30 protein-coding genes are annotated in these 22,197 nt (G+C 56.7%); 1 reads left to right on the top strand and 29 read right to left on the bottom strand.

The annotated features are described in order from the left end of the window. Nucleotides 1-2 precede the first annotated feature (2 nt). The 10 genes from K1718_RS13355 to K1718_RS13310 form a co-directional block, all read right to left on the bottom strand. Nucleotides 3-389: a hypothetical protein gene (locus K1718_RS13355; protein WP_265682264.1), complete on the bottom strand. Its 387-nt coding sequence runs from the start codon at nucleotides 387-389 to the stop codon at nucleotides 3-5. Between the two features lie 25 nt (nucleotides 390-414). Continuing rightward, nucleotides 415-1,344 (bottom strand): phage tail tube protein, encoded by a 930-nt coding sequence (locus tag K1718_RS13350; protein ID WP_265682266.1) that lies wholly within the window; start codon nucleotides 1,342-1,344, stop codon nucleotides 415-417. A 3-nt stretch (nucleotides 1,345-1,347) separates the two neighbouring features. Continuing rightward, nucleotides 1,348-1,509, bottom strand: a complete 162-nt coding sequence (locus tag K1718_RS13345; protein ID WP_265682267.1) for a hypothetical protein — start codon at nucleotides 1,507-1,509, stop codon at nucleotides 1,348-1,350. Then, the gene (locus K1718_RS13340) at nucleotides 1,509-1,934 is read right to left on the bottom strand and encodes a phage tail terminator protein (RefSeq protein WP_265682268.1); all 426 of its coding nucleotides are present in this window, start codon (nucleotides 1,932-1,934) and stop codon (nucleotides 1,509-1,511) included. Before K1718_RS13340 ends, K1718_RS13345 begins: the two co-directional genes overlap by 1 nt. Further along, complete coding sequence (locus K1718_RS13335; protein ID WP_265682270.1) at nucleotides 1,931-2,527, bottom strand: phage virion morphogenesis protein; 597 nt, start codon at nucleotides 2,525-2,527, stop codon at nucleotides 1,931-1,933. Before K1718_RS13335 ends, K1718_RS13340 begins: the two co-directional genes overlap by 4 nt. Further along, nucleotides 2,527-2,958 (bottom strand): gp436 family protein, encoded by a 432-nt coding sequence (locus K1718_RS13330; protein ID WP_265682272.1) that lies wholly within the window; start codon nucleotides 2,956-2,958, stop codon nucleotides 2,527-2,529. The genes K1718_RS13335 and K1718_RS13330 overlap by 1 nt, the downstream gene beginning before the upstream one ends. 241 nt (nucleotides 2,959-3,199) lie before the next feature. Then, nucleotides 3,200-3,526, bottom strand: a complete 327-nt coding sequence (locus K1718_RS13325; RefSeq protein WP_265682273.1) for an HI1506-related protein — start codon at nucleotides 3,524-3,526, stop codon at nucleotides 3,200-3,202. A gap of 108 nt (nucleotides 3,527-3,634) precedes the next feature. Beyond that, on the bottom strand, nucleotides 3,635-4,531 hold the full coding sequence (locus K1718_RS13320; RefSeq protein ID WP_265682275.1) for a Mu-like prophage major head subunit gpT family protein: 897 nt from the start codon (nucleotides 4,529-4,531) through the stop codon (nucleotides 3,635-3,637). A 29-nt stretch (nucleotides 4,532-4,560) separates the two neighbouring features. Then, nucleotides 4,561-4,971, bottom strand: a complete 411-nt coding sequence (locus K1718_RS13315) for a hypothetical protein (RefSeq protein ID WP_265682276.1) — start codon at nucleotides 4,969-4,971, stop codon at nucleotides 4,561-4,563. Further along, on the bottom strand, nucleotides 4,968-6,017 hold the full coding sequence (locus K1718_RS13310; RefSeq protein ID WP_265682278.1) for a phage protease: 1,050 nt from the start codon (nucleotides 6,015-6,017) through the stop codon (nucleotides 4,968-4,970). The genes K1718_RS13315 and K1718_RS13310 overlap by 4 nt, the downstream gene beginning before the upstream one ends. Before the next feature lie 139 nt (nucleotides 6,018-6,156). Here K1718_RS13310 and K1718_RS13305 point away from each other — a divergent pair, with 139 nt between their 5' ends. Then, nucleotides 6,157-7,938: a hypothetical protein gene (locus K1718_RS13305; protein ID WP_265682280.1), complete on the top strand. Its 1,782-nt coding sequence runs from the start codon at nucleotides 6,157-6,159 to the stop codon at nucleotides 7,936-7,938. A gap of 102 nt (nucleotides 7,939-8,040) precedes the next feature. On the opposite strand, the gene K1718_RS13300 is transcribed toward K1718_RS13305, so the two are convergent. From K1718_RS13300 to K1718_RS13210, 19 genes are all read right to left on the bottom strand, one after another. Beyond that, nucleotides 8,041-8,823 (bottom strand): phage head morphogenesis protein, encoded by a 783-nt coding sequence (locus K1718_RS13300; protein ID WP_265682282.1) that lies wholly within the window; start codon nucleotides 8,821-8,823, stop codon nucleotides 8,041-8,043. A gap of 2 nt (nucleotides 8,824-8,825) precedes the next feature. Beyond that, a complete protein-coding gene (locus K1718_RS13295; RefSeq protein ID WP_265682573.1) occupies nucleotides 8,826-10,361 on the bottom strand; it encodes a DUF935 domain-containing protein in 1,536 nt (511 codons plus the stop codon). Further along, a complete protein-coding gene (locus tag K1718_RS13290; protein ID WP_265682283.1) occupies nucleotides 10,271-12,073 on the bottom strand; it encodes a terminase large subunit domain-containing protein in 1,803 nt (600 codons plus the stop codon). Before K1718_RS13290 ends, K1718_RS13295 begins: the two co-directional genes overlap by 91 nt. Next, nucleotides 12,070-12,666 (bottom strand): DUF3486 family protein, encoded by a 597-nt coding sequence (locus tag K1718_RS13285; protein ID WP_265682284.1) that lies wholly within the window; start codon nucleotides 12,664-12,666, stop codon nucleotides 12,070-12,072. Before K1718_RS13285 ends, K1718_RS13290 begins: the two co-directional genes overlap by 4 nt. Then, nucleotides 12,667-12,963, bottom strand: coding sequence for a VpaChn25_0724 family phage protein (locus K1718_RS13280; RefSeq protein WP_265682285.1), 297 nt, complete (start codon nucleotides 12,961-12,963; stop codon nucleotides 12,667-12,669). It abuts the gene before it with no gap. Between the two features lies 1 nt (nucleotide 12,964). Continuing rightward, nucleotides 12,965-13,288 carry a DUF2730 family protein gene (locus K1718_RS13275; RefSeq protein ID WP_265682287.1) on the bottom strand — a complete coding sequence of 108 codons (324 nt, stop codon included), beginning with the start codon at nucleotides 13,286-13,288 and terminating at the stop codon, nucleotides 12,965-12,967. Nucleotides 13,289-13,294: 6 nt separating this feature from the next. Then, nucleotides 13,295-13,684, bottom strand: coding sequence for a hypothetical protein (locus K1718_RS13270; RefSeq protein ID WP_265682289.1), 390 nt, complete (start codon nucleotides 13,682-13,684; stop codon nucleotides 13,295-13,297). After that, nucleotides 13,684-14,889, bottom strand: coding sequence for an N-acetylmuramidase domain-containing protein (locus tag K1718_RS13265; RefSeq protein WP_265682291.1), 1,206 nt, complete (start codon nucleotides 14,887-14,889; stop codon nucleotides 13,684-13,686). Before K1718_RS13265 ends, K1718_RS13270 begins: the two co-directional genes overlap by 1 nt. Nucleotides 14,890-15,009: 120 nt before the next feature. Beyond that, complete coding sequence (locus K1718_RS13260; RefSeq protein WP_265682292.1) at nucleotides 15,010-15,354, bottom strand: hypothetical protein; 345 nt, start codon at nucleotides 15,352-15,354, stop codon at nucleotides 15,010-15,012. Continuing rightward, nucleotides 15,354-15,986, bottom strand: coding sequence for a regulatory protein GemA (locus tag K1718_RS13255; protein ID WP_265682293.1), 633 nt, complete (start codon nucleotides 15,984-15,986; stop codon nucleotides 15,354-15,356). Before K1718_RS13255 ends, K1718_RS13260 begins: the two co-directional genes overlap by 1 nt. A 4-nt stretch (nucleotides 15,987-15,990) precedes the next feature. Beyond that, nucleotides 15,991-16,278, bottom strand: a complete 288-nt coding sequence (locus tag K1718_RS13250; protein WP_265682294.1) for a gas vesicle protein V — start codon at nucleotides 16,276-16,278, stop codon at nucleotides 15,991-15,993. A gap of 1 nt (nucleotide 16,279) precedes the next feature. Further along, nucleotides 16,280-16,552 (bottom strand): hypothetical protein, encoded by a 273-nt coding sequence (locus tag K1718_RS13245; RefSeq protein WP_265682295.1) that lies wholly within the window; start codon nucleotides 16,550-16,552, stop codon nucleotides 16,280-16,282. Beyond that, nucleotides 16,542-16,925, bottom strand: coding sequence for a transcriptional regulator (locus K1718_RS13240; RefSeq protein WP_265682297.1), 384 nt, complete (start codon nucleotides 16,923-16,925; stop codon nucleotides 16,542-16,544). Before K1718_RS13240 ends, K1718_RS13245 begins: the two co-directional genes overlap by 11 nt. Continuing rightward, on the bottom strand, nucleotides 16,922-17,560 hold the full coding sequence (locus tag K1718_RS13235; RefSeq protein ID WP_265682299.1) for a hypothetical protein: 639 nt from the start codon (nucleotides 17,558-17,560) through the stop codon (nucleotides 16,922-16,924). The genes K1718_RS13240 and K1718_RS13235 overlap by 4 nt, the downstream gene beginning before the upstream one ends. Further along, on the bottom strand, nucleotides 17,560-18,318 hold the full coding sequence (locus K1718_RS13230; protein WP_265682301.1) for an AAA family ATPase: 759 nt from the start codon (nucleotides 18,316-18,318) through the stop codon (nucleotides 17,560-17,562). The genes K1718_RS13235 and K1718_RS13230 overlap by 1 nt, the downstream gene beginning before the upstream one ends. Nucleotides 18,319-18,386: 68 nt before the next feature. Beyond that, nucleotides 18,387-20,552 (bottom strand): DDE-type integrase/transposase/recombinase, encoded by a 2,166-nt coding sequence (locus K1718_RS13225; protein ID WP_265682302.1) that lies wholly within the window; start codon nucleotides 20,550-20,552, stop codon nucleotides 18,387-18,389. Then, nucleotides 20,549-21,007 carry a hypothetical protein gene (locus K1718_RS13220; protein ID WP_265682304.1) on the bottom strand — a complete coding sequence of 153 codons (459 nt, stop codon included), beginning with the start codon at nucleotides 21,005-21,007 and terminating at the stop codon, nucleotides 20,549-20,551. Before K1718_RS13220 ends, K1718_RS13225 begins: the two co-directional genes overlap by 4 nt. After that, a complete protein-coding gene (locus K1718_RS13215) occupies nucleotides 21,000-21,842 on the bottom strand; it encodes a ParB N-terminal domain-containing protein (RefSeq protein ID WP_265682307.1) in 843 nt (280 codons plus the stop codon). Before K1718_RS13215 ends, K1718_RS13220 begins: the two co-directional genes overlap by 8 nt. Nucleotides 21,843-22,032: 190 nt before the next feature. Continuing rightward, a complete protein-coding gene (locus K1718_RS13210; RefSeq protein WP_265682309.1) occupies nucleotides 22,033-22,164 on the bottom strand; it encodes a hypothetical protein in 132 nt (43 codons plus the stop codon). Nucleotides 22,165-22,197 lie beyond the last annotated feature (33 nt).

Here is a 22,197-nt window from a genome sequence, read left to right as displayed (position 1 = left end):
TTTCAGTTTTTTACCGTTGGACCTTCGCCAGCCGCTTCTGCGCGCATAGCCTGGGCATAGGCTTCATAGACGCCAATGCGAAACCAGTTCTGTTTGAGGCACAGGTCCAGCACATCAGATGAAAACGGTTGCTTGCTATCGTCTTCGGTCAGCACACCGCGCCAGTCCTTCATGACCGTTCGGATGACATCGTGCTGATGGGCCTTGCGTTGCTTGTCGGTTTCCAGAGCCTCGAACGCTTCATCCAGTTCGGCAGCACGGTCATCATTAAGCGCTTCAAAGAGAGCCTCAAACTTCTGTTCAATGATGCTGCCGGCGTGATCCGGGTCGGGCATGCGCACAAGAACCGGCCACCAAAAGCGATAGATGTCTGTAACCTTGAAATCCATGGGAGAGCGGCTCCTGTTGCTGGTGCTATTTCACCGTGATGGTGAGTTCGTCGTTACCGGTATTCGGAACCAGCATCAGCGGCAGCGAATAATTAACGACGCCTTGCGTCTGTCCCTGACTTGGCCGGCCAACCTCGACATTCGGTGCGTCGATCTGGACGATATTGCCAGCAGCTGTCCCATGAACGAGCTGAAGGGCCGCCTGCGTCCGAGCACTGGCAATCGCAAACCAATCGACATTGGCGAGCGTGTCAGCCTCAACAACCGCCGTGCCGGTTGCTCTCCGATCGGTGAGTTGAATGCGCTCCGCGCCGATCAAGTGACGCGGTTCGATCTGCTGACCAAGATCGATCGACAGGCTTTCACCGACACGAGCAGCACCATGCAGCGTCAAAGTGGTCGCAGATTTCGAAACCGGACGCGGTGTCTGAAAACCGGAAAGATCGACAGTCGGCAATGCCTGATCGCTAATCGTGCCGAGAAGCCCCATGATGGTGAACCGGAAACGAGGAATGCGTTTCGGCGTGAAGTCCATGGTGACATTGCCGCGCGCGCCAAGCGCAACATGGCGAACACCGTCCTGGTTGAAATAAACCGAGACACTTTCTTCACCATCCGAGATCGGCTCATAGACAACATCGACACCGACATTGATGGTCTCAGAGAGCGCACAAGCCCGGAGCAGAGCGCCAAAAGGTGGAACGGTGCCGGCAGCCCCTGCCCCGGCGATCTCAACCGAGAATTCCATTTGCACATAGTCGCCGGTCAGGATCACGCCCTGGTGCCCGAGATAGGGCAGCATCAGATCGCGGGTTTCTTCATCACCCGCCATCGGCGTGATGGAAACATCGTTTGCCTGGATGGCATTCGCTGCGCCGGTTGGGACACTGTCTGTGCCTTCGACCAGCTCGATCTTTGTGAGAAGTGCGAGCTTGCGATATTTGCGCGTTGCCATGGATCAGGTCTCCTTGCGCGACTTTTGAGCCGGCTTGTCAGATTTGGCCGGCGCGGGTTTCTTTGGAGCCGATTGCCCGGTTTCCTCGACGCGTTTCCGCTTGCCGGTTTCCGGATCGCGCTCATAGCGACCGCCTAAGCGCGGGGAATAGGGTTTGTCGGTCATCAGACTTGCTCCAGGTAGGAAGGTGCGGAGAAGCGATCCTCAAACCAGACAGCACCGCCGCTGGCTTTGACGATTTCTCCGGAAACATGGGTGATGGGTTCGACGCCGCTTGCCGGTTCAAAACCGATGAGACGCCCACGGACAAAGCTCTTCAGGTCTTCAATATCCAGACCGGCAGAAGCCCCGAGCGGGTCGGCCAGATTGTCCGAGACGATGACAACCGCGATATCGCTTTCAAGGCGCTGCAGCACCTTGCCATTGATGCGCTCGTTGTCGCGGCTGCCCTCTTCAGCAGTAAGAACATACGCAGCCGGGGATGCCAGCCGGCGCTTTTCGATAAGCGACAACTCGACCGCACCGGCCACCGTTTGAAAGACCGTTTGACCGTCGTTTAAACGGGCGATGATGTCAGAGACGAGGCTCACGGCTGGCCTCCTGAAACCGCTGCATTGTAGTGATCGCCCGCAATGCGCTGAATGGTCTCGCGGTCAGCCTGGGAAAACCCGAGATAGGCGCGCGCCGGAATGACAATGGTGCGCTGGCCAAACGTGACCGGCTTCTCGACCGCCCGCTTGTGGGCTTTCTTGGCAAACCGGGTCTGGCCACCAACCTTGCGGAACCGGACCTTACGCGACTGCGGATACTGCATGATCGTACCGCCCTGTTGGTGAATGGCGGCATAGTCGAGGTTCGTGCCGACCGCCGCTTCACTGGCGCTGCTTTCGCCGGTAATCGACTTGAAGAGGCGATTTGTCTGGCGGAGCAACTTCGGCGTGACCGGGGCATTGCCGCGTGTCTTGCGATTGGCACGGGCTTTCGCGGTGCTTGGAGCATGCGCCGGCCACTTTGAACCGTCCGGAGCGATCTCTTGCTCAAACCGGCGTTGAACGGAAAAGAGCATAGCGGCAGCCACATCGCGCATCATGGCGGAACTGTCGCCACCGGCTTCTTCAACACGGGTCAAGGCCGCATTGATTTCCGCATCCTCAATGGTCAGGGCTTCGCGCACGCCGGTCATCAATAGCCCTCGAGCGTGTCACGGGAAAAGACGCGGTCCGGAGCAACCGTCTGGATTTGACCACCGGCGGTCTGGGCAGAGGCAACACCTTCCGCCTCAAGTTGCACGGTGCCGTTGGCAACGTCTTTGAGCCAGCCAAGCGCATTTTTGTAATTGCGGGTGACTGCACTCTCCGTCTCTGCCCGTTCTCCATAAAGGTAGTAACGCGCCATATTGGCAACGATCGGGATCAGGACGTCCGGAACCGGGTTCAGCGGCAGCTTGTAGCGCTTGGCCATATAGCTGTCGGCCATGGCCTCAGCATCACTAATCTTTGCCGCAACCACCGTGGCGTCAATCGTGGCTGCCGGCAGGTTGGTCCGATCGGTGAGCTGGATCAGCTCACGATCGCCAAACCGATCAATCAGATCTTGTTGGGTGACATAGGCCACGGCGGTTCCTCTAAAAGCTTACGGGCGGCGACCTAGGGTCCTTGTTTCAGGTCTCCCAAGGGCCGAGGCCGGGGAAACCGCTGGGGGCCTTGCGAGCCGTACCAGACCGCCCTCTCTGGGGTATTTTCTGCCGCTGTTATCTGCCGGTAACCGTAATGGGCCTCTTGGTCCGGTCAGCGGGGCTTCGCACGGGTTGCCATGCCGCTCATGGCGTCCCAAGCTCGCGGCGCTCCCCAGTGAATTATCGAAGGTCGACGACAACCAGGTCCGGATCGCTCTTCAGGATCTCAAGCTCCTTGGACGTGTACCGGTCGGCCGGATAGTCGGTGGCCTCAGCCGGATGACGCACACCGCAGCGGCGAATGCCAGCCTTGACCTTGCTGGAGATCCGGAACGCCACTTTTCGATCTTTGGAAGCTTCACTGCCCTTCTTAGCTTCCGTTGCCTTTGGCGCGGTATTGGCAGGTGCGGCAGTCTTCGCCTGGGCGGGCTGTGTTTTGGCAGCTGCCTTGGCTTTTGTGTCTTTGGTCTCTGCCGTCTTGGTCGCTGGGTTGGTTTCATTGGCCATGGAAGTTGGTCCTTGAGTTGAAGGGCTTGCCAACAGGCATCTTTGGGCAAATGCCGGTTGGAAAGCCCGCCGCCCGGAGTGCGGTGGCGGGTTTGGTTGATGAGGCGCTTAGGCGAGCCAGTTCACGACCAGGACTTCAGCGGTCCCGGCCCATTTGTTGCTCTCACCGCCATTGACGAGCTGGCTCTTGACGATCTCGTTGGCAGCGCCTTCCAGCGCGGGCGGCACAACCAGCAAATTGGGATTGATCGCAAGCGGCTCGCCGAAGTCGGCTTTCAGGCTGCCAAGGCCAATACGGGCAGTTTCATAGTTCGCCGCATTCAAGGTCTGCTTGGAGCCCCAGACCATTTGCCAGAAGCCAAAGCCAACATTTGCACGGCCGTCCAGACCGTAAACGAACTGCTTTTTCATGAAGACGTTGGTGTCGTCTTCCTTGTCCATCCGGATAAGCCGGTTGGGCCGCTTGCGGTCCTGGAAGATGATTGGCTTCAAGGGACGGCTGACGTCCATCAGGAACCAGGGTGTTCCAACGCCGCCATCTGTGTTGGCGACAGAAATCTCATTACCGTTCTCATCGAGCACCGGGTGATCGGTGTCAAAGAAGTTCTGACCGTCGTAACACTTCTCGGTAAATCCGTTTTTCAGGAGCGGCCAGACCAATTCGTCCGGGAACGTCATGGACGACATGCCAAGATCCCGGAAGAGCGGGTTGTAGATCCCCAGATTATCGTCGTCGAAATCGTCCCGATCGACTTCCACCGTCAATTCAAACGGCTTGTTCTTGATCGCATAGCCATGCTTGGCGAGCGAGTTGATGACGCGATCACCGATCCACTCCCGGAAGCGTGGGAATTTGCCAAGCCAGCCATATTCGTTTTCACGGGTTGTTGACGGGACGGTCGTTGCAATGCGGCTAGCAAGGCTCGTGCCTTCCTTCAAACCGCTCTGAAACGCTGCATTAAACCCGACATAAGCCGACTGGAGCGCCTGTGCATTGATATCCATGTGATGGATCTCCTGTTTCTTCTGGCGGTTTAGCGGAAGTCGACCCAGACGCCGTGCGCGTCCACGTCATAAATCTTGCCGGCGACAGACCGTGTGTTGGTGCCGTTGGTGAGCGCCACGGTCTGATCATCGACGCCGTAGCAATTCTCGCCGATATCGGCGGCAGTGATTTCGTCGGCAGCTGCCGAATTGGCATAGCGGTAGATGCCCGAGCCGACCGAAACGGTCAGGTCGCCATCCGCGCCGGTGGAATTGTCCACACGGCCTTCGGCCCGGCCGACACCTTGCAGAGTGGTTGCGGTGGACATCGGCACGGCAAGATCATCCGCGCCGATCGCCACCAGGGCACCGGCATAGATCAAGGTCGACGCCTTGACGGAAAACTCCCGGCGGTCGCCGGAACGCTCCGGCGTGCGCCGGTCAACGGCAAGAGCGGTCATGTGCCAAGATCCTTCTTCGCAGCAACCATCTCCTCTTCGCTGAGACCCATCTGCGACATGACTTGCAGATCGGTGTCATCGAGATCGGGGTTGCTTTCTGTTTTCGGGGAGGTGCCAAGCTGGACGCCAGTCAGAACCGGCGCAGATGCCGTGAAGGCTTCAAACTTGGCAAGATCGGATTTGGCGAGCTGCAAGCCCCAGTCCTTCAAGGCGGGAGCAAGCTTGCCGGCCTTGATGGCCTCATCGACGGCAGTTTCCGCCTTGTCGCCGGAAACTTCCGACTTGAGCGCGGAAAGATCCGCCTGCAGCGCGGTGACCTGTTCGACCGGTACGAATTTGGCCGGATCGGGTGCGTTGGTCTCCACCGCCTTTTTGACCGCCGCAGCAACGGTTTCAAAATCGGCATCTTTGGCAAGACCGGCGGCAAGAGCAACCTGGGCATAGCCAGACTGCAAGGCCTGGAGAGCCGACAAGACGTCAGCTTCCGAAGCCCCCTCGGCCAAGCCGAGCGCTTCCAGAATTTCGGGATCCATATCAGGTCCTTTGGTGAGAGTGAGATTTGCGCTGGCGGCAATCGCCGCAAGGTCCATTGCCGGAGAGTTCACAAGTGCCGCATTGAACAGCAGCCCTACCCGCCCGGTCTTTTTGTTTGAAGAGAAGGTCGGAGAAATGTAGCGGTACTCAACAGCCTCGATCGCCGCCTTAGCAGCATCAGTCCATTCGACCCGGCCGTAGATGCCATCGCTTCGAACGTCGAATTCCTTGACCCAGCCAGCCGCCTTCGCCGTGCCACCCACACCCTCAACTGCGCCAAAGAAAGACTGATGGTCGTAATCCATCATCATTTCAGTGTCGCCCAGGTAGTCCAACGTCCGCTCGACAATGGCCTTCATTTCAGCTTCGCCACCGGCGTGGAACGGGCCGCGCCCATCACGGGTCGAGAACGTTCCGGCAGGAAGCAGCTTGATCCACGCGCCGTCCTTAGACTGGCTAGCCTCAAAAGGATCAGCGGCGCAGATTTGAAGAAGATCGGCTTGGTTCAACATGAGCCGAATGTGCCCAAGGCCCAAAAACCAAAACACCCCGGCGGCTGCCGGGGCGCGACCTTAGATTGCAAAAAAGGTTCTACTGGAATAACAAATTTTATGGCTGATTTAAATCGTATTCCAAAATGGTTTTCTTGCTATGCAAAATTCGCTCTCGCCATATGAAGTTGCAAAGGTCCTGCAAGCTGCGCAAGAACGACATGGGATCACCTACGACCATATAGCCGACTATTCGAATTTAAGCCCTTCAACCGTTCGAAACTTCCTGCTGGGGAGAGCCTTTGCAGTTCTGTCTACTGTGGAGGCATTGGTCTCAGCCATTGAGTTAATTACAAACCATACCTATGAAGAGCTCCGCAGCACTTACTATGAAGAGTTGGAACCGTCGCCAGACAGCATCGAAGTCGCCATTCCTGAGCAGAGCGAATTCATCAGATTTCAGCTATCTGAAAACGGCAGACTCACGATTGTCCCTACGCTTGTCGACGAAAATGACCGGGAGACGATTGAACAGATCGTCAGCGAATTGAAATCTTCCGGCGGGCCGCTGGACACCCTTTCCCAGCGATACGACGCAAATCCCAATTCTCCTCAAGCCACAGTAATTGCTCCAATCATTCGGGACTTTTCAGTCTCTATTTCCAAGCCGGTAGACGAGATCAATTTCACTGAAGTTTTCTCACGTGGAAACAGACTGCTGGCAGCAAAGAAAACGGCAGATAAGCAAATAGCCTCTGACGATTGGCCAGATTATGAAGCTTCAGAGGGAGCGAGCATCGAGACGGTTACGATATTGATCGGCCCTTTGATCATGGCATCCGCAACAGGACGCAAGCTCGTCGCTGCGTCGCGAGAATTCATCGCAACCCTTGCGGAAGAAGAAGAGGAAATCAACGCAATACGAGAGCTGGGAGAAGTTCTCATAAATGAACCGGATTTGCTTGAACCTGATACTGCCAAAATAGTTGAGGAAATTACAACACCCGTTCCTGATGACCCTTATCCCGACAGAAGCAGGCTATTGCGGATAGCGTTCACTGGCTCGGCACTGGTGCCCTTAGTTGGGGCGTCAGTTTATCTTGCCAAGTATGCAAACGCTCTCATGGGTGCAGGAGCTGGCGCAGTGACGATGCTGGCGGCGGGTGCATTTATTTGGGAAGTCGGGAAGAAAACAAAATCATTCAAGAACGCTACCGACTACTTGGCGGAAAAATACGATCAGCTTTCAGATGCACCAGAGCATTTGCTCGAAAAACACAGGCACCTCCTCTCCCGGTCGTCGGACCTTGTTTCTCGCAACATTAAGCTTTTTGAAAAGATTTCAAACCTTCGACCAGAGTTCCAGTGGGTGGCGAAGGTGCTTTTGACTGCGACAAAAGGGCCTCAGCCTGAAACCAATTCACTAAAAGACACTGGTCTTTCGTTTGAACAATTATTTCCGGATTTTCCAACCCAGATGGATGAAATAAAACGAGCAGATCTTGAAACAAATCTACTTGCATCTCTTTCGAAGAACTGGGCTGGAAATCCAATTCCAAGTTGGGAAATAGCCGACAGGCAAAATTCCACCAGAGACAGTTTGGTCGGCTCAAGAACTTTTATCGACTTAGACTACGCAATATTTTTTTTCAAAAGGTTATACGGCGAAACGTTCCCGGAAAGGTTCAAACTAGCAGACCTGAGGAAGCGAACGAACCGAATGATCGATGCAAAGTCGGAAGCCATCATTTTGGAGTTAGAAATGCAATCAACTGATCACGGCCCAACTTTTCGCTCTGCAAGAGTGAACTTTGCAAGTGAGTTTCATACTTACGCGGAATTCGCGCACTACGTCTTCAAAGACGATGATATCCTCGTATCGATTCGACGAACTGCCGAAGAAGCTTTGCAACGAAAGCTGGAAGTCCATCTCTTCCCCTAGGTTCAAAATTAAACAGTGTTTAAACAGCACCAGCGCGCAGTAGCTCATTCTCTGCCGTCGCGATGCGCGAAAACGCTTCTCGCGCACTGTAGGCCCCTTAAATCAAGTTTCAGGAAATTCAGGCGGTTCCCGCTCTAGAAGCCGTTCCATGGTGGCCTGGTGTCCAGCCGCACCGGGATTGTAGTCCCACCCCGGATCAATGCCGTCCGGGATCTGCCGAACCTCCCCGGTCCGCTTGTTCGTCCAGGACCGATAAGAGATCGGCGGCGCTTCGAACTTCAGATCCTCCCCTTCCCGCTGTAACTGCTCGACGTCCCGTCGCGACAGGCTTTGAAGCGTGCACCGGCAATTCCATCCATTCGGTGGCGCATAGAGGTTCCAGAACGGATCATCGATTGGCAGGACGACATTGTGAAGCCGTTGGTGTTCCGGTCGGGTCAATCCGTCCTGGACGGCCACATACCTCAGAAACAGCCGGCTGTTCCTTGTACCCTCAAAACTCGACCAATGCCCGGCCGCATAGGAGACGTTCATGTTGGCATCGAAGATGGTGCGCAGCCGGCGCATCGAGCCAAGGCGCACTTTCGCCGGTTCGCCGGTTTGCGGATCTTCCTCGATCGCTTCACCCCACCATCCCTTGCGGACAAGCTCCGGTTTGATCCGGCGTGCGAAGGTTTCGAACGTCTCCCCCTTCTCCAGGGCTTTGAGCAATGCCGTCCAGATATCCATAAGAATGTCATGCCCCGCCGATTTGGCGACCGTGAACATGGCCGCATGATCTTGAGCATAAACATCCTGCCACGCGAAAGTCGGGTCAAGACGGAGCCCGCGTGTTTGCAGAGCTGCGATTGCGGCCCGTGGCGGCAAGGGCGTGAAGTCAGCCATGATCAGTCCAGGTCCTCGCCAGCTTCACCGGAGATCCGCGCAGCAAAACTCGCCTTGGCCAGCGTGTCCGCCAGTGCCGTCACACCCATGGTTTCCAAGCGGCGCTGAAAGATTGCACGCGCCTCCTCGATCGAGGTGGCTTGCGCAAGCTCTTCCTCCAGTCCAGCAATCACCGGCTCAACCAGTGGAGCCCAACCCTCGTCTTCCAGAATGCCTGAGATGGCTCGATCATAGACATCAGGTGGCGGGCTGGACGGGCCGGCCCGAAAAGCTTGTGCCTTCGCTGACTGATCTTCCGACTTCTGTTCAGATGTGTCTTCTTCTTGACGCTGAGATCCGGGCGCGGTCAAAAGCTCTACTTCGCCATCCGGCTCGGGTGCGCCGATCTTGTTGCGCATGGCGGCCATCGGAACTTTCAGCCCAAGTGGCACAAGCTTGGTCACATTCTCAACCAGCTCTTTGATGTCCTCCTCGTCCGGCCGGCCAACTTTGATTCTGGGATACTTCTTGCGCGGCCCATGATTGAGACTGATCATCGGGATCGTGACATCCCGGTTGAGCGTGGCCGACACCTTCTTGCTGTCCGCAAGCTCAATATCTTCACGCACACCGTCATGCACACTTGCCGTCGCATAGCCCCCGGCTGTCGCATCGGTGGTCTGGGTCTGGCCAAGGACAAGCTTGGACGTCTGCCGATCGAGCCAGTCAGCCCGCTTTTCATAAAGCTCATGCGTGCCACTCAAATTAGCTTTGACAAACTCGATCGCCATGCTCTGCGGAATAATACCGGCATAATCAGCACCAATGCCGGCAACGGCCTGCAACAGCTTGGCCTTGTCTTCTTCCGTCGCGCCCTGGTCGTATTTGCCAAGACGTAAGGGCTGGCCGTATGCCTCACAGAAGATGGCCCAATCCTTCAGGGTGAAAGACTTGAAGAGAAACGCCCAGGCAGCCCCACGGGCAAGACCGCCGCGAATGGGCAATCCAGACTTCGCCTTGCCGAAATGCGTGATCCAGCCGAATGGTTTGAGAGGCTCATCGCCTCCAGGTGTCCGGAGCAATAGGGTTTCCTGGTCATTGTCATCAAACCGGAAGGATCTCGGGTCCCGCCACTTGAACGCTTTCGGCCGCCATTGACCTTCTGACGTGTCCCAGAGGATCTCGGTTGCCGAAAACCCTTTGCCGATCGCATCCAGAATATCAAAGAGTTCGTCCTGGAAGGTTTCGCGCTCGATCACCTCCTCGACAAGTTCAGCATCCCGCAACTCTTCTGCGCTGTCACCGGCCGGAATGACCGTGACTTCCAGATTGGACACCTGCAATTTCCGCGTTCCAAGCACACCGGCATAATGCTCGTTGCGCTCTTCCATATCTTCGGCAAGCGCTAGATAGGGTTCCGGGTCACCTTCGATGCTGTTGCGCAAGATGCTCGCAAGACGTGGCGGTGTCAGGCCGCTCGCCGGATGCATCGCGGTGGCGCGGTTGATAGCCCTGATCTCAGCCGTAACCTGTTCGGTCTTGAGGCCCGCCGTCGACACCGGGCGGCCGTATTGGTCCAATAGCTGCGGCTTTGCCATCCGAATATTCCTCTCGATCGGCGCAAGCTGGATATGCGGTAAGGCGTGTCGCCGTCGCTTCCAGCGGTTTCTTCATGGCGGCTGTGTTTGGGAGGCACAGGCTGATAGTCGAACTCGCTCCAGCGCATTCGGCTGGCATAGTGTGCCAGAGCCAGCGCAATGGCATAGTCACCATGGCGCTTCTTGGCCTTGGCACTCTGTTCGCCTTTCTCGCTGGTGCGTGCCTCAGGCACACGGGGAATGCCGCGCACAAGCTTGACGTGCCTCAGATCCGAAACGTGATCACTGTCCCTTCCAAGACTGATCATGTCGTCTTCAAAAGCCACTTTAAGGGGCGGCATTTCCAGCCGGTACCAGGTTTCAGAAAACTTGATCGGCATGATCAAGCCAGCCCCTTCCGGGTCCTCACGCAATCCGAAGAGCCGGCCCATGTCTTCAGCAACCGTCCAGCCCATGCCGGTGGCATCGAAGGCAGCACCAACCAGACGTGATCGAACTGCGTCCAAAACCATCTTGGTGATTTGCTTCTGTTCATGTCCTGGGACATTGCGCAGCTCAAAGGACAGAACCTCACGGCGCTTCAGATCTGTTTCGATCGCGAGGAGGCAGCCGACCGTCAGATCCGCAACTCGGGCAAAGTCGAAGCCGAAGGCATAGCGGACATCTTTCGGCAGATCGGCCAGTGCCTCTTCCAGCTTCAACAGGAATGGCGCCATCAGAACGGCCTGTTCCAATTCTGAGCGATGCAGATAGTCTTTTGGTAGATCAAGCCGCAAGACGGGCACGTCTTCTTTCATGCGCGCTTCAATCAGTGGTCCGCTCAACCAGGTGCCGGAGCCCATGGTGGGAATGCAGAAAAGCTCTTCGTCTGCCCCCTCCCCATAGTTGTCGATCAGCTTCTGACGCCAGTCAGCTTCCGCGTCCGCCGTCCACTCCTTGCCCTGGACAAGGCAGATGCGCTGGTAAAGGCCGTCTTTCAGGGCATCGTCCAGGTCGACCCGCATATGCTCATAAGGAGATCGGTCCCCCAGGATGTCCTGGATTTGAAGATTGAACTCGTTCTCCGTGCCGTCATGGGTGGAACAGATCACGACTTGACCGCCCCACATCAAAAACGCCATGGCGGCTTTCAAAAGCTCTTTGAGGTTCTCAACAAAGGCCGCTTCATCAATGATGACAAGGCCCTGCTTGCCGCGCAGGGATCGCGGAGCCGAGGACAGACCGATGATTTCAAAGTCGGAGGCAAAGCGAATGCGGAAGGCCTGGATCTTCCGGGTTTCGTCCGGGTTGTTCGGATCGGTGTCCTCAAAGATAAAGTCACCTTGCTCGATGGCAGCAAGCGAATAAGCGCGGGCCCACATGGCACAGGCGTCGATGAACTCCCGCGTCATCTCCTGAGAATAGGAGATGTACATGGCGTCAGAACCGCCGGCCTTTTTCTCCTTGGCAGCTTTCAGGACTGCATAGGACGCCAGCCCCCAGGTCATCCCGATGCGGCGCGACTTCTCAATGAAGAGAACCTCAACGCCGGTCGTATCAAGAAGGCCGACCGCTTCTGACTGATAGTTCAACAGCACATTCGGCAAGCCGACCTGATCGGCAATGTCGCCAATGTCATCGACGGTCTGGCGGCGCAGCTCTGCCCATTGTTCTTTGGAGATCGGCGCATTCATGTTCGAACGCCCAGGATCTGCGCCTTGATAGCGTCTGCGGTTTCTGCCGTGAGCCCTTTGGTCTTCGCAACATTCTCAACCACCTTGGTGGCTTTGTCCGCAAAGTCCTTTTCAACCTTCTGGCGGCGGATGGTCGAGACGCCTTGCGCCTGACAGGCAGCGCGCAGCGCGTTGGCAAGGTTCATGGCGTCCTTGGGTGCCATGCCGCTTTCGCCGGCATCCGTCAGAAGCTCAAAGGCAAGTGTTTTGATGGCTTCCGCCGCAATCAAGGTCAGATCGTCGGACGCTTCCGCGTCGAAGTTTGCGGCAATCGAGCTGGCAATCTCCCGGGTGTCTTCCAGGCGGCGGGTCAAATGCGCCTGTTTGATGGAATAGCGGTTGAAGGATGAGAAAGACGGGATCTTGAATTCGAGTTCGCCACGGTTCTCCCGCTGGACTTCCTCAAGCTTCAGATAGAACTCTTCATAGATTTCCCGCTGCGTGCGATCCCGGCTGAGAAGTTCCCGAGACGCCCAGACAATGACCTCATCACATTCAGGTGGAAGCTGTTCAATCGAGGAAAGACGTCCCCTGCCCTTGCGGCGCTTTGCCATTCAGCCCTCCAACGATGGACGGCCAACGCCTTCCAGGTAAGAGCGGCGTTCGACATGGTCGAGACCGGGCTGCCGGAGTTCCGCGACCTGGACGGTCCCAACCTGTTTGATGCCGATCGCGCCGAGATCCTCCAGCTTGCGCAGCTGCGTTCGGACATAGTCCCGTGTTTTCAGGTGACCAAAGTTCTCCAGGACTTTGGTCAGGATGGTCTCATTCAGGCGGCTGTCATTTTCCTTTGACAGCTCGTTCAGGATGATCAGCCGGCAGTCTTCGGCAACAACATCGTGATAGCTCATGTCAATCGCCCTCCTTCATGAGATATCCCTCAACCCGTCGCACCGTCCTGGAAACACCGCTGAGGCTTTCGTCCAGCCTACCGACCGTGCCGCGCAACTCGGCGATCGAAAGCTTGAGGTCGTTGACATCGTCCTTGTCCGGCAGGTGCTTCATTTCGCTTTCAAGCTCCTGGACCCTGCGATCGTGATCAATGAGCTTGGCGTCAACGGCCTTTAAATGTTCCGCGTTGGCTTTGGCCTTGGACGTCAACCAGGCATAGATCGAGGTCAGCAGGGAAATGACGATTGCCGCGACACCGAGCCAGTTCTTCAGGTCTCCGAGCATCCGGCCTCACTTCAGCATCTTGATCGCACCGACAACGGTGCTGGTGTAGAAAAGCCAGCGGATCATCTGACCGCCCCAATCTTCAAGGATGGGAACTGTGTCAACGCCCCACCCAAACAGGAACACGCTATCCAGGATGAGAGCTGCCCACCAAAAGCCGAGCGGCAGGACAAACAAGCCGGCAAAAACCCAATAAAGAACATATTCAAACTTCGACTTTTGCAGGTCCGCCATGATGCGAGTTTCTTGAACGGCAGACCGGACAACTTCGATCGTGGTCTGGGATTTGATCCGCTCACGCTCATTTCCCTGCACGGCTTTGCGCTCCATGTAGAGCAGCGCTTTGTCGACCAAACCGGAGCTGGCAAACTTAAGTATCCAGGACAAGAGAAACATCAGCCGACATGCCTCCATTCCCTGGCATCATGCAGCCGGCGCAATTTGATGTTGCGAGCGAGCATGAAAACGGCAACGCCGATCGCAACCAGGGCAAGCCACTTGTTGTTGCCGATAAGTTGAAACACCGGCTCAATCAAAGCTGAAACCTGCTGGATGCTGTTAGACAGTCCCTTCAGGGTTTCAATACCGGCAGCGCCGCCGATCTCTTCGATCACCGTTGCAGCGCCACCCGTCACAAGCGCACCGACACCAAGACCGGTCAACCGGTCGGCCTGTTTGATTGTCTGAGAGCCGGATGTTCTGAGATCCTTGACGGTCAGATTGTCCCGAGTGCCACCGGGCTGACTGTTGATCGGCACAGCGCTTTCAAGCTGCTCGGAAGTCTTCTGACCAACAACACCGTCAGGTGACAAGCCATTGTCCACCTGAAAGGCAACCACCTGACGGCGGGTGGCCGGACCGAAGTCCCCGTCCGGCTTGACGTGATAGCCGAGCGCGACAAGGCGTTCCTGCAAGGCTTTGACCCGGTAGCCGTCCGAGCCGAGCCGCAAGAGACTTGAGTTGAAACCAACGCCGCGTCCGGATTTCTTTGTGATCCGTTCATAGGCTGATTTCATCATGCCGGCATAACGAGTGACTTGACCAGGGCCGTTGTAGCGCCGGGCAATGGCTCGCCAATCCCGATCGCGAATGGCCTGCAACAGACCAACCTTTTCCAGATAGGTCAGGAAGGCTTCAGCCTGGGCAGCTTCGGTTTCCGCCAGAGCCAGCACAAATTCCTGCACGGTTGGATAGCCGCAAAGCTCGGCATTGAACCCCATGATCTGAGGACCGCCATAGGACGCGGATCGAAGCCCGGCTGTTTCATGCAGTCGGGCCATGGCTTCAAGTTGGTCCCAACGGGCATCCGAGCCGGAACTGCCCAAGCCTTTGTAGTTGGCACGCGACCACTTGCGAACGGCAAGGCCCAAACGCTTGGCTTTGGCTCGCAATGCCTTCGGCAGCTCACGCCAGAACACATGCTTTTCGGGAAGGATGATCAGGCGGCCCTCATTATCAAAGGCACGGCCCTTGGCTTCAACTTCCAGGATGGCGTGAAGAATGGCTTCCTCGCATTCCATGCGGGCAGCGGCCAAGCTGATGACACTGCCATCGCTCGGCTGGCCACCGCCCTGCCGGAGCTTCTTGATGATGGTGGACATTGATCCCGCTTTCGCCTCAGGTGATCCTTGAAAACCGGCAGCGACACAGCGCTGCGAATGCGGGCAAGGATGGCGAATTCTGGGATTTCTTCTCACCCCGGCGGGTGCCGGGGCGGATCGTCAAATATCAAAGAGACCGGGTTGATTGCGATCAGCGGCTTTTGCAAACCATCGGCCAATGGTGCGTTGATCGACATGGAGCGCGCGCGCAATATCGGCCTTTGAGCGGCCTCGGTTCAAAAACTGCTCTGCAATCCATTCCTTAGGAATTGGAATGCGGATGTGACCGGGCCCGAGCCGTTCGGCTAGCATCGTCAATTTGTCCTTGCCCGTCAATTCCAGTGCCATGGCATGTTTGGGAGCCTTGGAGAGGTAAAGCTCACTGCCACCAAATTGCAGGAAGAATGCAATGGCGAGCTCTTCTCCGAGAACCTCGACATAGGTTTCGATGTGGGCCGGGATCATCAGAGCTTCGCCCGGTAGTGCTGGCCAAGGCAATTCATGGCCTGGATCCATTCCCGGTCTGACAATTTGGCAAAGTCATTCTTCAGAAACTTGCCGATCATCCATTCTGTAAGACTGCGAGCCGGCGCGCACTCAAACTTCAAAAGCTCCGACCAAAGATGTAGGCAGATCTGGAACCGAAAGTCGTTGTAGAGCAGCGGCAGAGACAGATCCCTAGTGAACAGCTCTTCGTTGCCGGTCACTCGCCTGATCCAGAGTTTCAAGGCATCAATGGCCTTGTTGGCGTCCCGGCCGTCCTGCAAGAAACGATGATGATCAAGGCCGGTTTGCCGCTTCAGGAATGCGAGCATGGCCGCATCGGACTTGTTCTTGACGACACCAAGATTGTACCCGGCAATCCAGAGCGCCTGCAGTTTCTTGGCAAAAGGTCCGGTGGCGCGCTCTGTGCCTTGTTTAGCTGTATTTGTTTCCGGCAACAGCCGTTCAATGGCGCGAATGGCTTTCCGCTGTTCAGCGGCTGTCATGCCCTTGCTGGACCGCTTCCCCGTTTCCCGCTCAAGCAAGTCCCGGTAGCTGTCTTCGTCCAGGCCGGCATTGCGTTTGAGGACATGGATCTTGGCATAGGCGTTCATGACGTTAGTCCTTGTAAGGTAGTCGGCCCTGGCTTCCGCCACCAACAACACCTGCGTCGCCCAGCGGTTCCGGGCATTTCGGTGCTTTTGATGCGGCTTGCAAAAGCACGGCATGTTCCAGTTCGAGTTCCAAAAGGTCAGTGGTCGCCTGCTGAATTTGCGTCTGAAGGGAACGCAACCGGTGCAGGCGGTACCGGTGCTTGTCAGCCTCGCGCAACAACGCTTCGCGGCGAACGCGCAAGGCTTGGATCTCACTCAACACATACGGGCACGGGTTGGTGAGGCTGGACATGTTAAGCAGCCCCTCCATCGTCTGTCGGGCGGATCGGAACGACCTTGGGGCGCTTGGCCTTAGGGAAGACCTCGATCTTCGGATCGGAAAGATCGAGCACGACAGGATCGCGTCGGACGGCGTTGGCCTCCAGTTGCCGCGCAAGCTGAATGGCATCGCGAAACACAAACTCGACCAGCTCCACGGTTGCTGCGGACAGGTGCAATTCGCCACTTGAGCTTTTGCGTTGATCCAACTGGTCAAACAGCATCTTCAAGTCGCTGCTAAGAGACATTGCCGCCTCCTTTCAGCCGCGAGTGTGGGCAGCCATTCCGGCAAGCGTGATACATTTTCGTCCGGGTGGCATTGGTGATGGCGCGTGGCTTGGTTTGCCAGTTAAGGCATTTGTGACGGCCAAGCTCACCCAGGATCGGACACATGACGGTTTTGCCCATCAGTGCGCCACGCACCTTGTCTTCGATCTTGGAAAGATCACCCCGGTACTTGTTTGAAATCGTCTGGCTGATGGTTGCCGACGAATAGCCGAGCTGCGTGGCGCAGGCGTTCAATCCACGCCGTTCCGCCATATCAGCAAGCTCCTCAATCCAATCGGGAGCAACACCGCCCCAGGCGGCACTTGCCTTTTCCAGCATCGTGAGATCGGTCATGCTGCGCACTCCTCTGCTTGAGGTCTACCCATGATCTCCATACGGTTGCTGTCATAGACCATCTTGGAGCGCAGGATTTTCGGCGCTTTCGGACCGGTGTTCATGGAGGGTTTCAAGCGCCAGACCCGGGGCACTCCCGGCCCGCCGGCTTTGAGCACCTGAAGATACCCGGCCTGATCAAGCAGGCGTGCGTAGCGGGACGCTGTCTCCACCGATACGGTGACTTCGTCGGTTGTGGCAACAACAGCCAGTTCGTGTTTGTTGAATTGGCTGACAGCTCGCATGGCCTTCCACATGTTGGCCTGCCCCAGGCTCTGAATGCCCACAGTGCCATCGCGGTTGAGCAGCGGCGTTGTAGCTGGCCTGCGCACAAGCCGATAGACATCCCGCCGTGCCCGGCCGTTCTTCGCAGTTGGGCCATATGTCGTCTTGACGGTTTCGATGAAGCCGGCCTTTTTCAGCCGTCCCAGAAAGTCGTCAATGCACTTGTCGGTCGGATCATTGCAGCGCTGTGCAATTTCGAACTTGGTGAAATGCGCGTTCTTGCCCAGATCCCGGATTACGCTCCAGTAGTGATCGTGACCGCGATAGATCGGTTTGCCCGCCGTCACCCGCAATTCTAGCTGGATGGACATCAGGCAACCCTCCTCTCACCGCGCCGAGGTGGCTCACTGGTGAAGAACCAGCCGCGTTCGAAAGCACCTGCGTCAAAGGCGTCTTTGCGATGGTTGCGGCCATACTCCTGCATGCGGGTCAGATTGACGACGATGCGCCTCGCAACACCTTTGGTGTGCCCGACAACTTCAGTTAGAAGATCGTCTGTCAGCGTGAGTTCCGGGCAAAAGAGATCGGCAAGCGCTCTCGCATCGCTCAGGTCGCAAGGTTCTGCCGGCACCCAATCAAGGACCCGATTATGGACACGCTCGACCTTCATGATCTTGGCCGGCAACTGCTCTTCGCCAATCAGCAAGACCGGCACCTGACTGTGCTCCTGGATCTCGCGCACGAGTTCCAGCATGCCCTTGTCAGCAAGCTTGTCAGCCTCATCAATGATCAGCGGACGATTGTGATCATCCCCAAGGGCCATGATCGCTTCTTCCGTCAGATCCGCGATCGTCCGCTTGGCTGGTTTGATGTCCGCTTCTGCCAGCAGCTTTTCCAGGAACTTCTTGCGGGTCCAGCTGTCCCCGATTTCAAGACGCAGGGCATCCCGTTTGTTCCAGGCATAGAGCGACGCATAGGATTTGCCGTAACCGGAAAACCCGTGAAAGACGCCAAGGCCCGGAAGGTGCGGTCCGCGATCGACAAGACGCTCGACCAGGGCAAGAAACCGCGCCACGTTCTTGAGGGCCGCTAAACCGCCCGGATTGACAGATGTGTTTCTGTCGTTCATGTCTTTCTCCGTTACTTCTGAAATACCGGCCCCGAAGGCTGCCACCTTTAGGGCCATTTTCTTGCCCATTACGACGCGGGCGGTACGCGTTTCAGGCGCTCGACAGTGTCTTCCCAGATCATCTTGTGAGCGCGGTATTCCGGTCCGGCCTGATAGCCGGTCAGCCAAAGTGCGTCCTCATCTGAAAGCGCAGTGCCTTCACTCAGACGCTGTTCGAATTGCAAGGCGCGCTGGAACCGGCTTTCCGGTGTTTCCAGCGTGGCAAGTGTGTGAACGTTGGCAGTGGGTTTTGAGGAAACTGTCGGCCTGTCAGCCTGAAGGCTTTCCATCATGGCCGCTTCCCGCGCATCCAATTCACGCGGGGCGCGTTTCTTGCAGACTTCACTGGCAGCCAGCGTTTTAGAGGTTTCGTGCTCGGTATGCTTTTGCGGGAAGCTCAGGACATCGGCATTGTGCTGATAAGCGGCACGTTGATGCTCCATGACGGTGCGTGGGTTGATCCGGCGTTTTTCCATACGGATCGCCGCAGAGCGCTCTTCTTCAACGGCCTTCTGCATGGCGCGGACCTTGGCGACAGTCTCGGCTGGATCCATACCAGCAAGATCCGGATTGACGGCTTCCCCTAAATACGTCTCGCCATCCGGTTCAAACAGCCAGAGCCGCCCGAGATCAGCCGGGTCATGACGGCAGAAAACATCCGTGCCGGGCATCACGCCAAACGGCATGTAGTATTCGCCGTCCACCTTCACGCCCTGCTTGGTGACCTTTCTGAGACCGTCCTTGCCCGCAATCGGCGCAAGCAACACATCAAGGCTCGCTTGATCGCTGATCGCCCTCACCTCACCTGTCCAGGCTTGCGCCACTTCATGCGGTGTTTTGCGTTTCAGGCCCTCATGCGGCGTATGGGCATATTCTTCACGACACCAACGGTCAGCCTCTTGCTGCAGCTCGGCAGTGCTGAGATCAACCTGGAACAGCTTGGCGTCATCCGTTCCGAGCCGGGCTGAAAACGACTTGCGTGCCTCGATCACTTTCCGATCGGCAACAGAGTGGCCAATGAAACCTGGCAGCGTCGCCACAAACTTGCGCTGAAATGTGCCAATGACCCGTTCAACAGTGCCTTTTTGCTGCGGGCTGTAAGGCGCTGACAATTCCTGTTCAATGCCAAGCGCATCCAGCAATTGAACGGTCGCCCGCGCAACAAAATCAGAGCCGTTATCGGTCTTGATCAGTTCGGGCACGCCCCATTCAAGCAAACACTTGCGGATCAGCATGCCGACAGCGGCCGCACGTGGCGTGTCGGTGATCAGAATGACGATACGGCGCGAAAAAAGGTCGATCGCCATATAGAGGTTCTTGCGGCCATCGGTGGTCATGGCATCGACGGGCGAAGCGTCGATTTCCCATTTCTCATTTAATCGGGAAACGCGGTTGGCACCGGTGGCGGAAAACCGGACTGTGGACCGATAAGCATCCGGGTCCGTGATCTTCAACAGCTCGTTTTTATAGTCGTTTTTCCAGCCTTTAAGGGCGTTTTGAAAGGTCCTTAAAGGCGGCAATGGCACGCGCTTATCACCGACTGAAAGAATGTTGCCAAACTCGCCTTTGGCGGCATTACGAATGTGTTCAGCGGAAAAGAACTGGTTAGACGCATAAATCGCCAGACAGAAGTTGCGGACCCGGCCACCTTCGGCCCGGTCGAGGACACCAGTCCCTTTCCGGGCTTTGGATGGGTCCGCCCCAAGCGAATTGATGTCCTGTTTCGCTTGGCCCCGCCAGCGTGACAAACTGCGTGAGGAAACCCGTTTGACGATTTCTTTCACCCAATCCGGCACCGGCACCTTGCCTGCCTCATAGAGACTGGCAAAGAGATGATCGGACGCGCTCGCCCCCATGCCGCTGGTGTTGCGGAAGCGTTCGGCAACTTTCAGGACAATCAGCTTGGCATCGCGGGCACTGAGTTCGCGCCGGGTCAGCTCATTGGACGTCTCGGTGATGTAGTCGTCGTGCTGCACCTCAATGAACAAGGCGGCATAATCGAGCCGCTGAGCAAGCGGGAAAAGGTCAATGTGATATTCAAGGCCACCGCCCCCTTCCCGGCCTTCGCGCTTCTGACAAAGGCCGGTTGCTGCCCAATCTTCCCGATCGGCAAGTTTCTGGACACCGCGCTTGCTGGACGGAAACCCGTCCAACGCAAGATCGGCAATCTCCTGGGCGGTGAGCCAGAGTTTCATTTGGATCCCCGGATTTTCATTTGAAGGGTTTTCTTCTGGGTGGCGACCATGCGCTCGTGATCCTCGATCAAGGCCAGATGGATCACGTTCTCATAGCGGCGCGGGATCACGGCGAGATCGAACTCATCGGCAATGAACCCGAGCAGCTCGGTTTTGCCGGTCGCCTGGATCAACGCAATGAAGCGTTCAACCGTGATGTTGTTGCCGGTCTTGGCCTCAGAGGCGTAGGTTTCCAGCATGGCCGTGGTGACCTTGCTACCCAGAAACTCGCTCATGCGCCCGGCAATGTCCGGCCGGCTGAGATCGCAGTCCTTGGTCACCTTTGCAACGGCGCGGCTGATCCGGGAGGCAAGCCGGTTGCCTGTGATGACACCGTCTTCAAACCCGACCGAGACACGCGGCGGAACCCAATCCCTGAAAAGATCGAGCGTGAATTCATCGCGGGACTTACTCATCAATCCAGCCCTCCTGTTTCACCAGGGCGACGATTTCCTTCTTGTGCTGGCGGAAGACGTTGCGGCGGCTGGCAGGAGGAAGATTGGGGAGATAGTCGCAGACGGTGCGGAACCGCTTCTCGCTGTCCGTCAGGGGCGGTTTGTCCTCGAAAAAGGCGATGGCATCAGTAATCGTAGATGCACGCGGCGGATCAGCCAGCAGCATGTCCAGGACTCGTTTCTGCCCTTCACCATCAAGACCGGCCAACGCCTTCAAATCGGATTGCTTCGATGCGAAGGAAGTGCCTTTCAGGCGTTCGCGTGTTTCAAGTGCAAGACCTTCGAAAGTCTGAATGGCCAATTCGACAGAGCGGCGCGAAAGGCCAGTGCTTTCCTTGGCTGAAGAACAGAACGCAAAAATTGCGTTCTGGTTTTTGCGCTGGTTTTGTGCGGCTTTACTCCTGCGGTCACCGCCGTTCTTAGCTTCGGGGTGCTTCGCCTCATAGATGCGTTTCATTTCATGGAAGGCTTCGCACCGTTCCAGAGCGTTGAAATCCTTGCGGCCCAGGTTCTCCAAAATCTCATGAAGGCGCAGATCGTCCGCTACCTGATCGCCCTCAGGCTCCAGAATGCGGGCATCAATCTCTTTCCATTTGGAAAGCTTGGCCGCCGTCAGGCGATGCGCCCCGGCAACCAGGGTGAATTTCTTTCCCGACGCAACAACGTCGATGGGTGTCTTCTGACCGGTTTCAACAAACATACCGGCAAGGCATTCGGCCCAGTCCTGGTTCACATCCCGAAGTCGGCCTTCAGGAATGTCGATCAGGGAAATCTTGATGGACTGATACGCGCTCAAAATGGACCTCAATTGCTGTTTGAAAAAGCCCGGGCGGCAGCACGGACGCCGCCCGGCAAGTTTTCAGGGAGGTGGCCACCAACAGGAGGCCAGATACGGCAGCGCCGGGTCTCACCACTCACGCAGGTGACGCGTTTCCCGCAGGTTCAAGGATGTGCCGATGAACGCGGGGAAATTGATTGAAACGGGTTCAGAAGCCCCCATTTCTGTCTGCCTGCTTGGCGGCTTTTGCGCGGCACAGACATGTCAGCATCATCAGAACGACGAACACGAAGGCGATTGTCGTGGCGATGCTCACAAGAAGGCTGAGAAAAGAGATCATATGCCCCTCCCCTGGCCGGAAAGCATTGTCAGC

The organism is Roseibium porphyridii (genome assembly GCF_026191725.2).
In the GTDB taxonomy this organism is placed as follows: domain Bacteria; phylum Pseudomonadota; class Alphaproteobacteria; order Rhizobiales; family Stappiaceae; genus Roseibium; species Roseibium porphyridii.
This window is presented reverse-complemented; position numbering and strand designations above follow the sequence as displayed.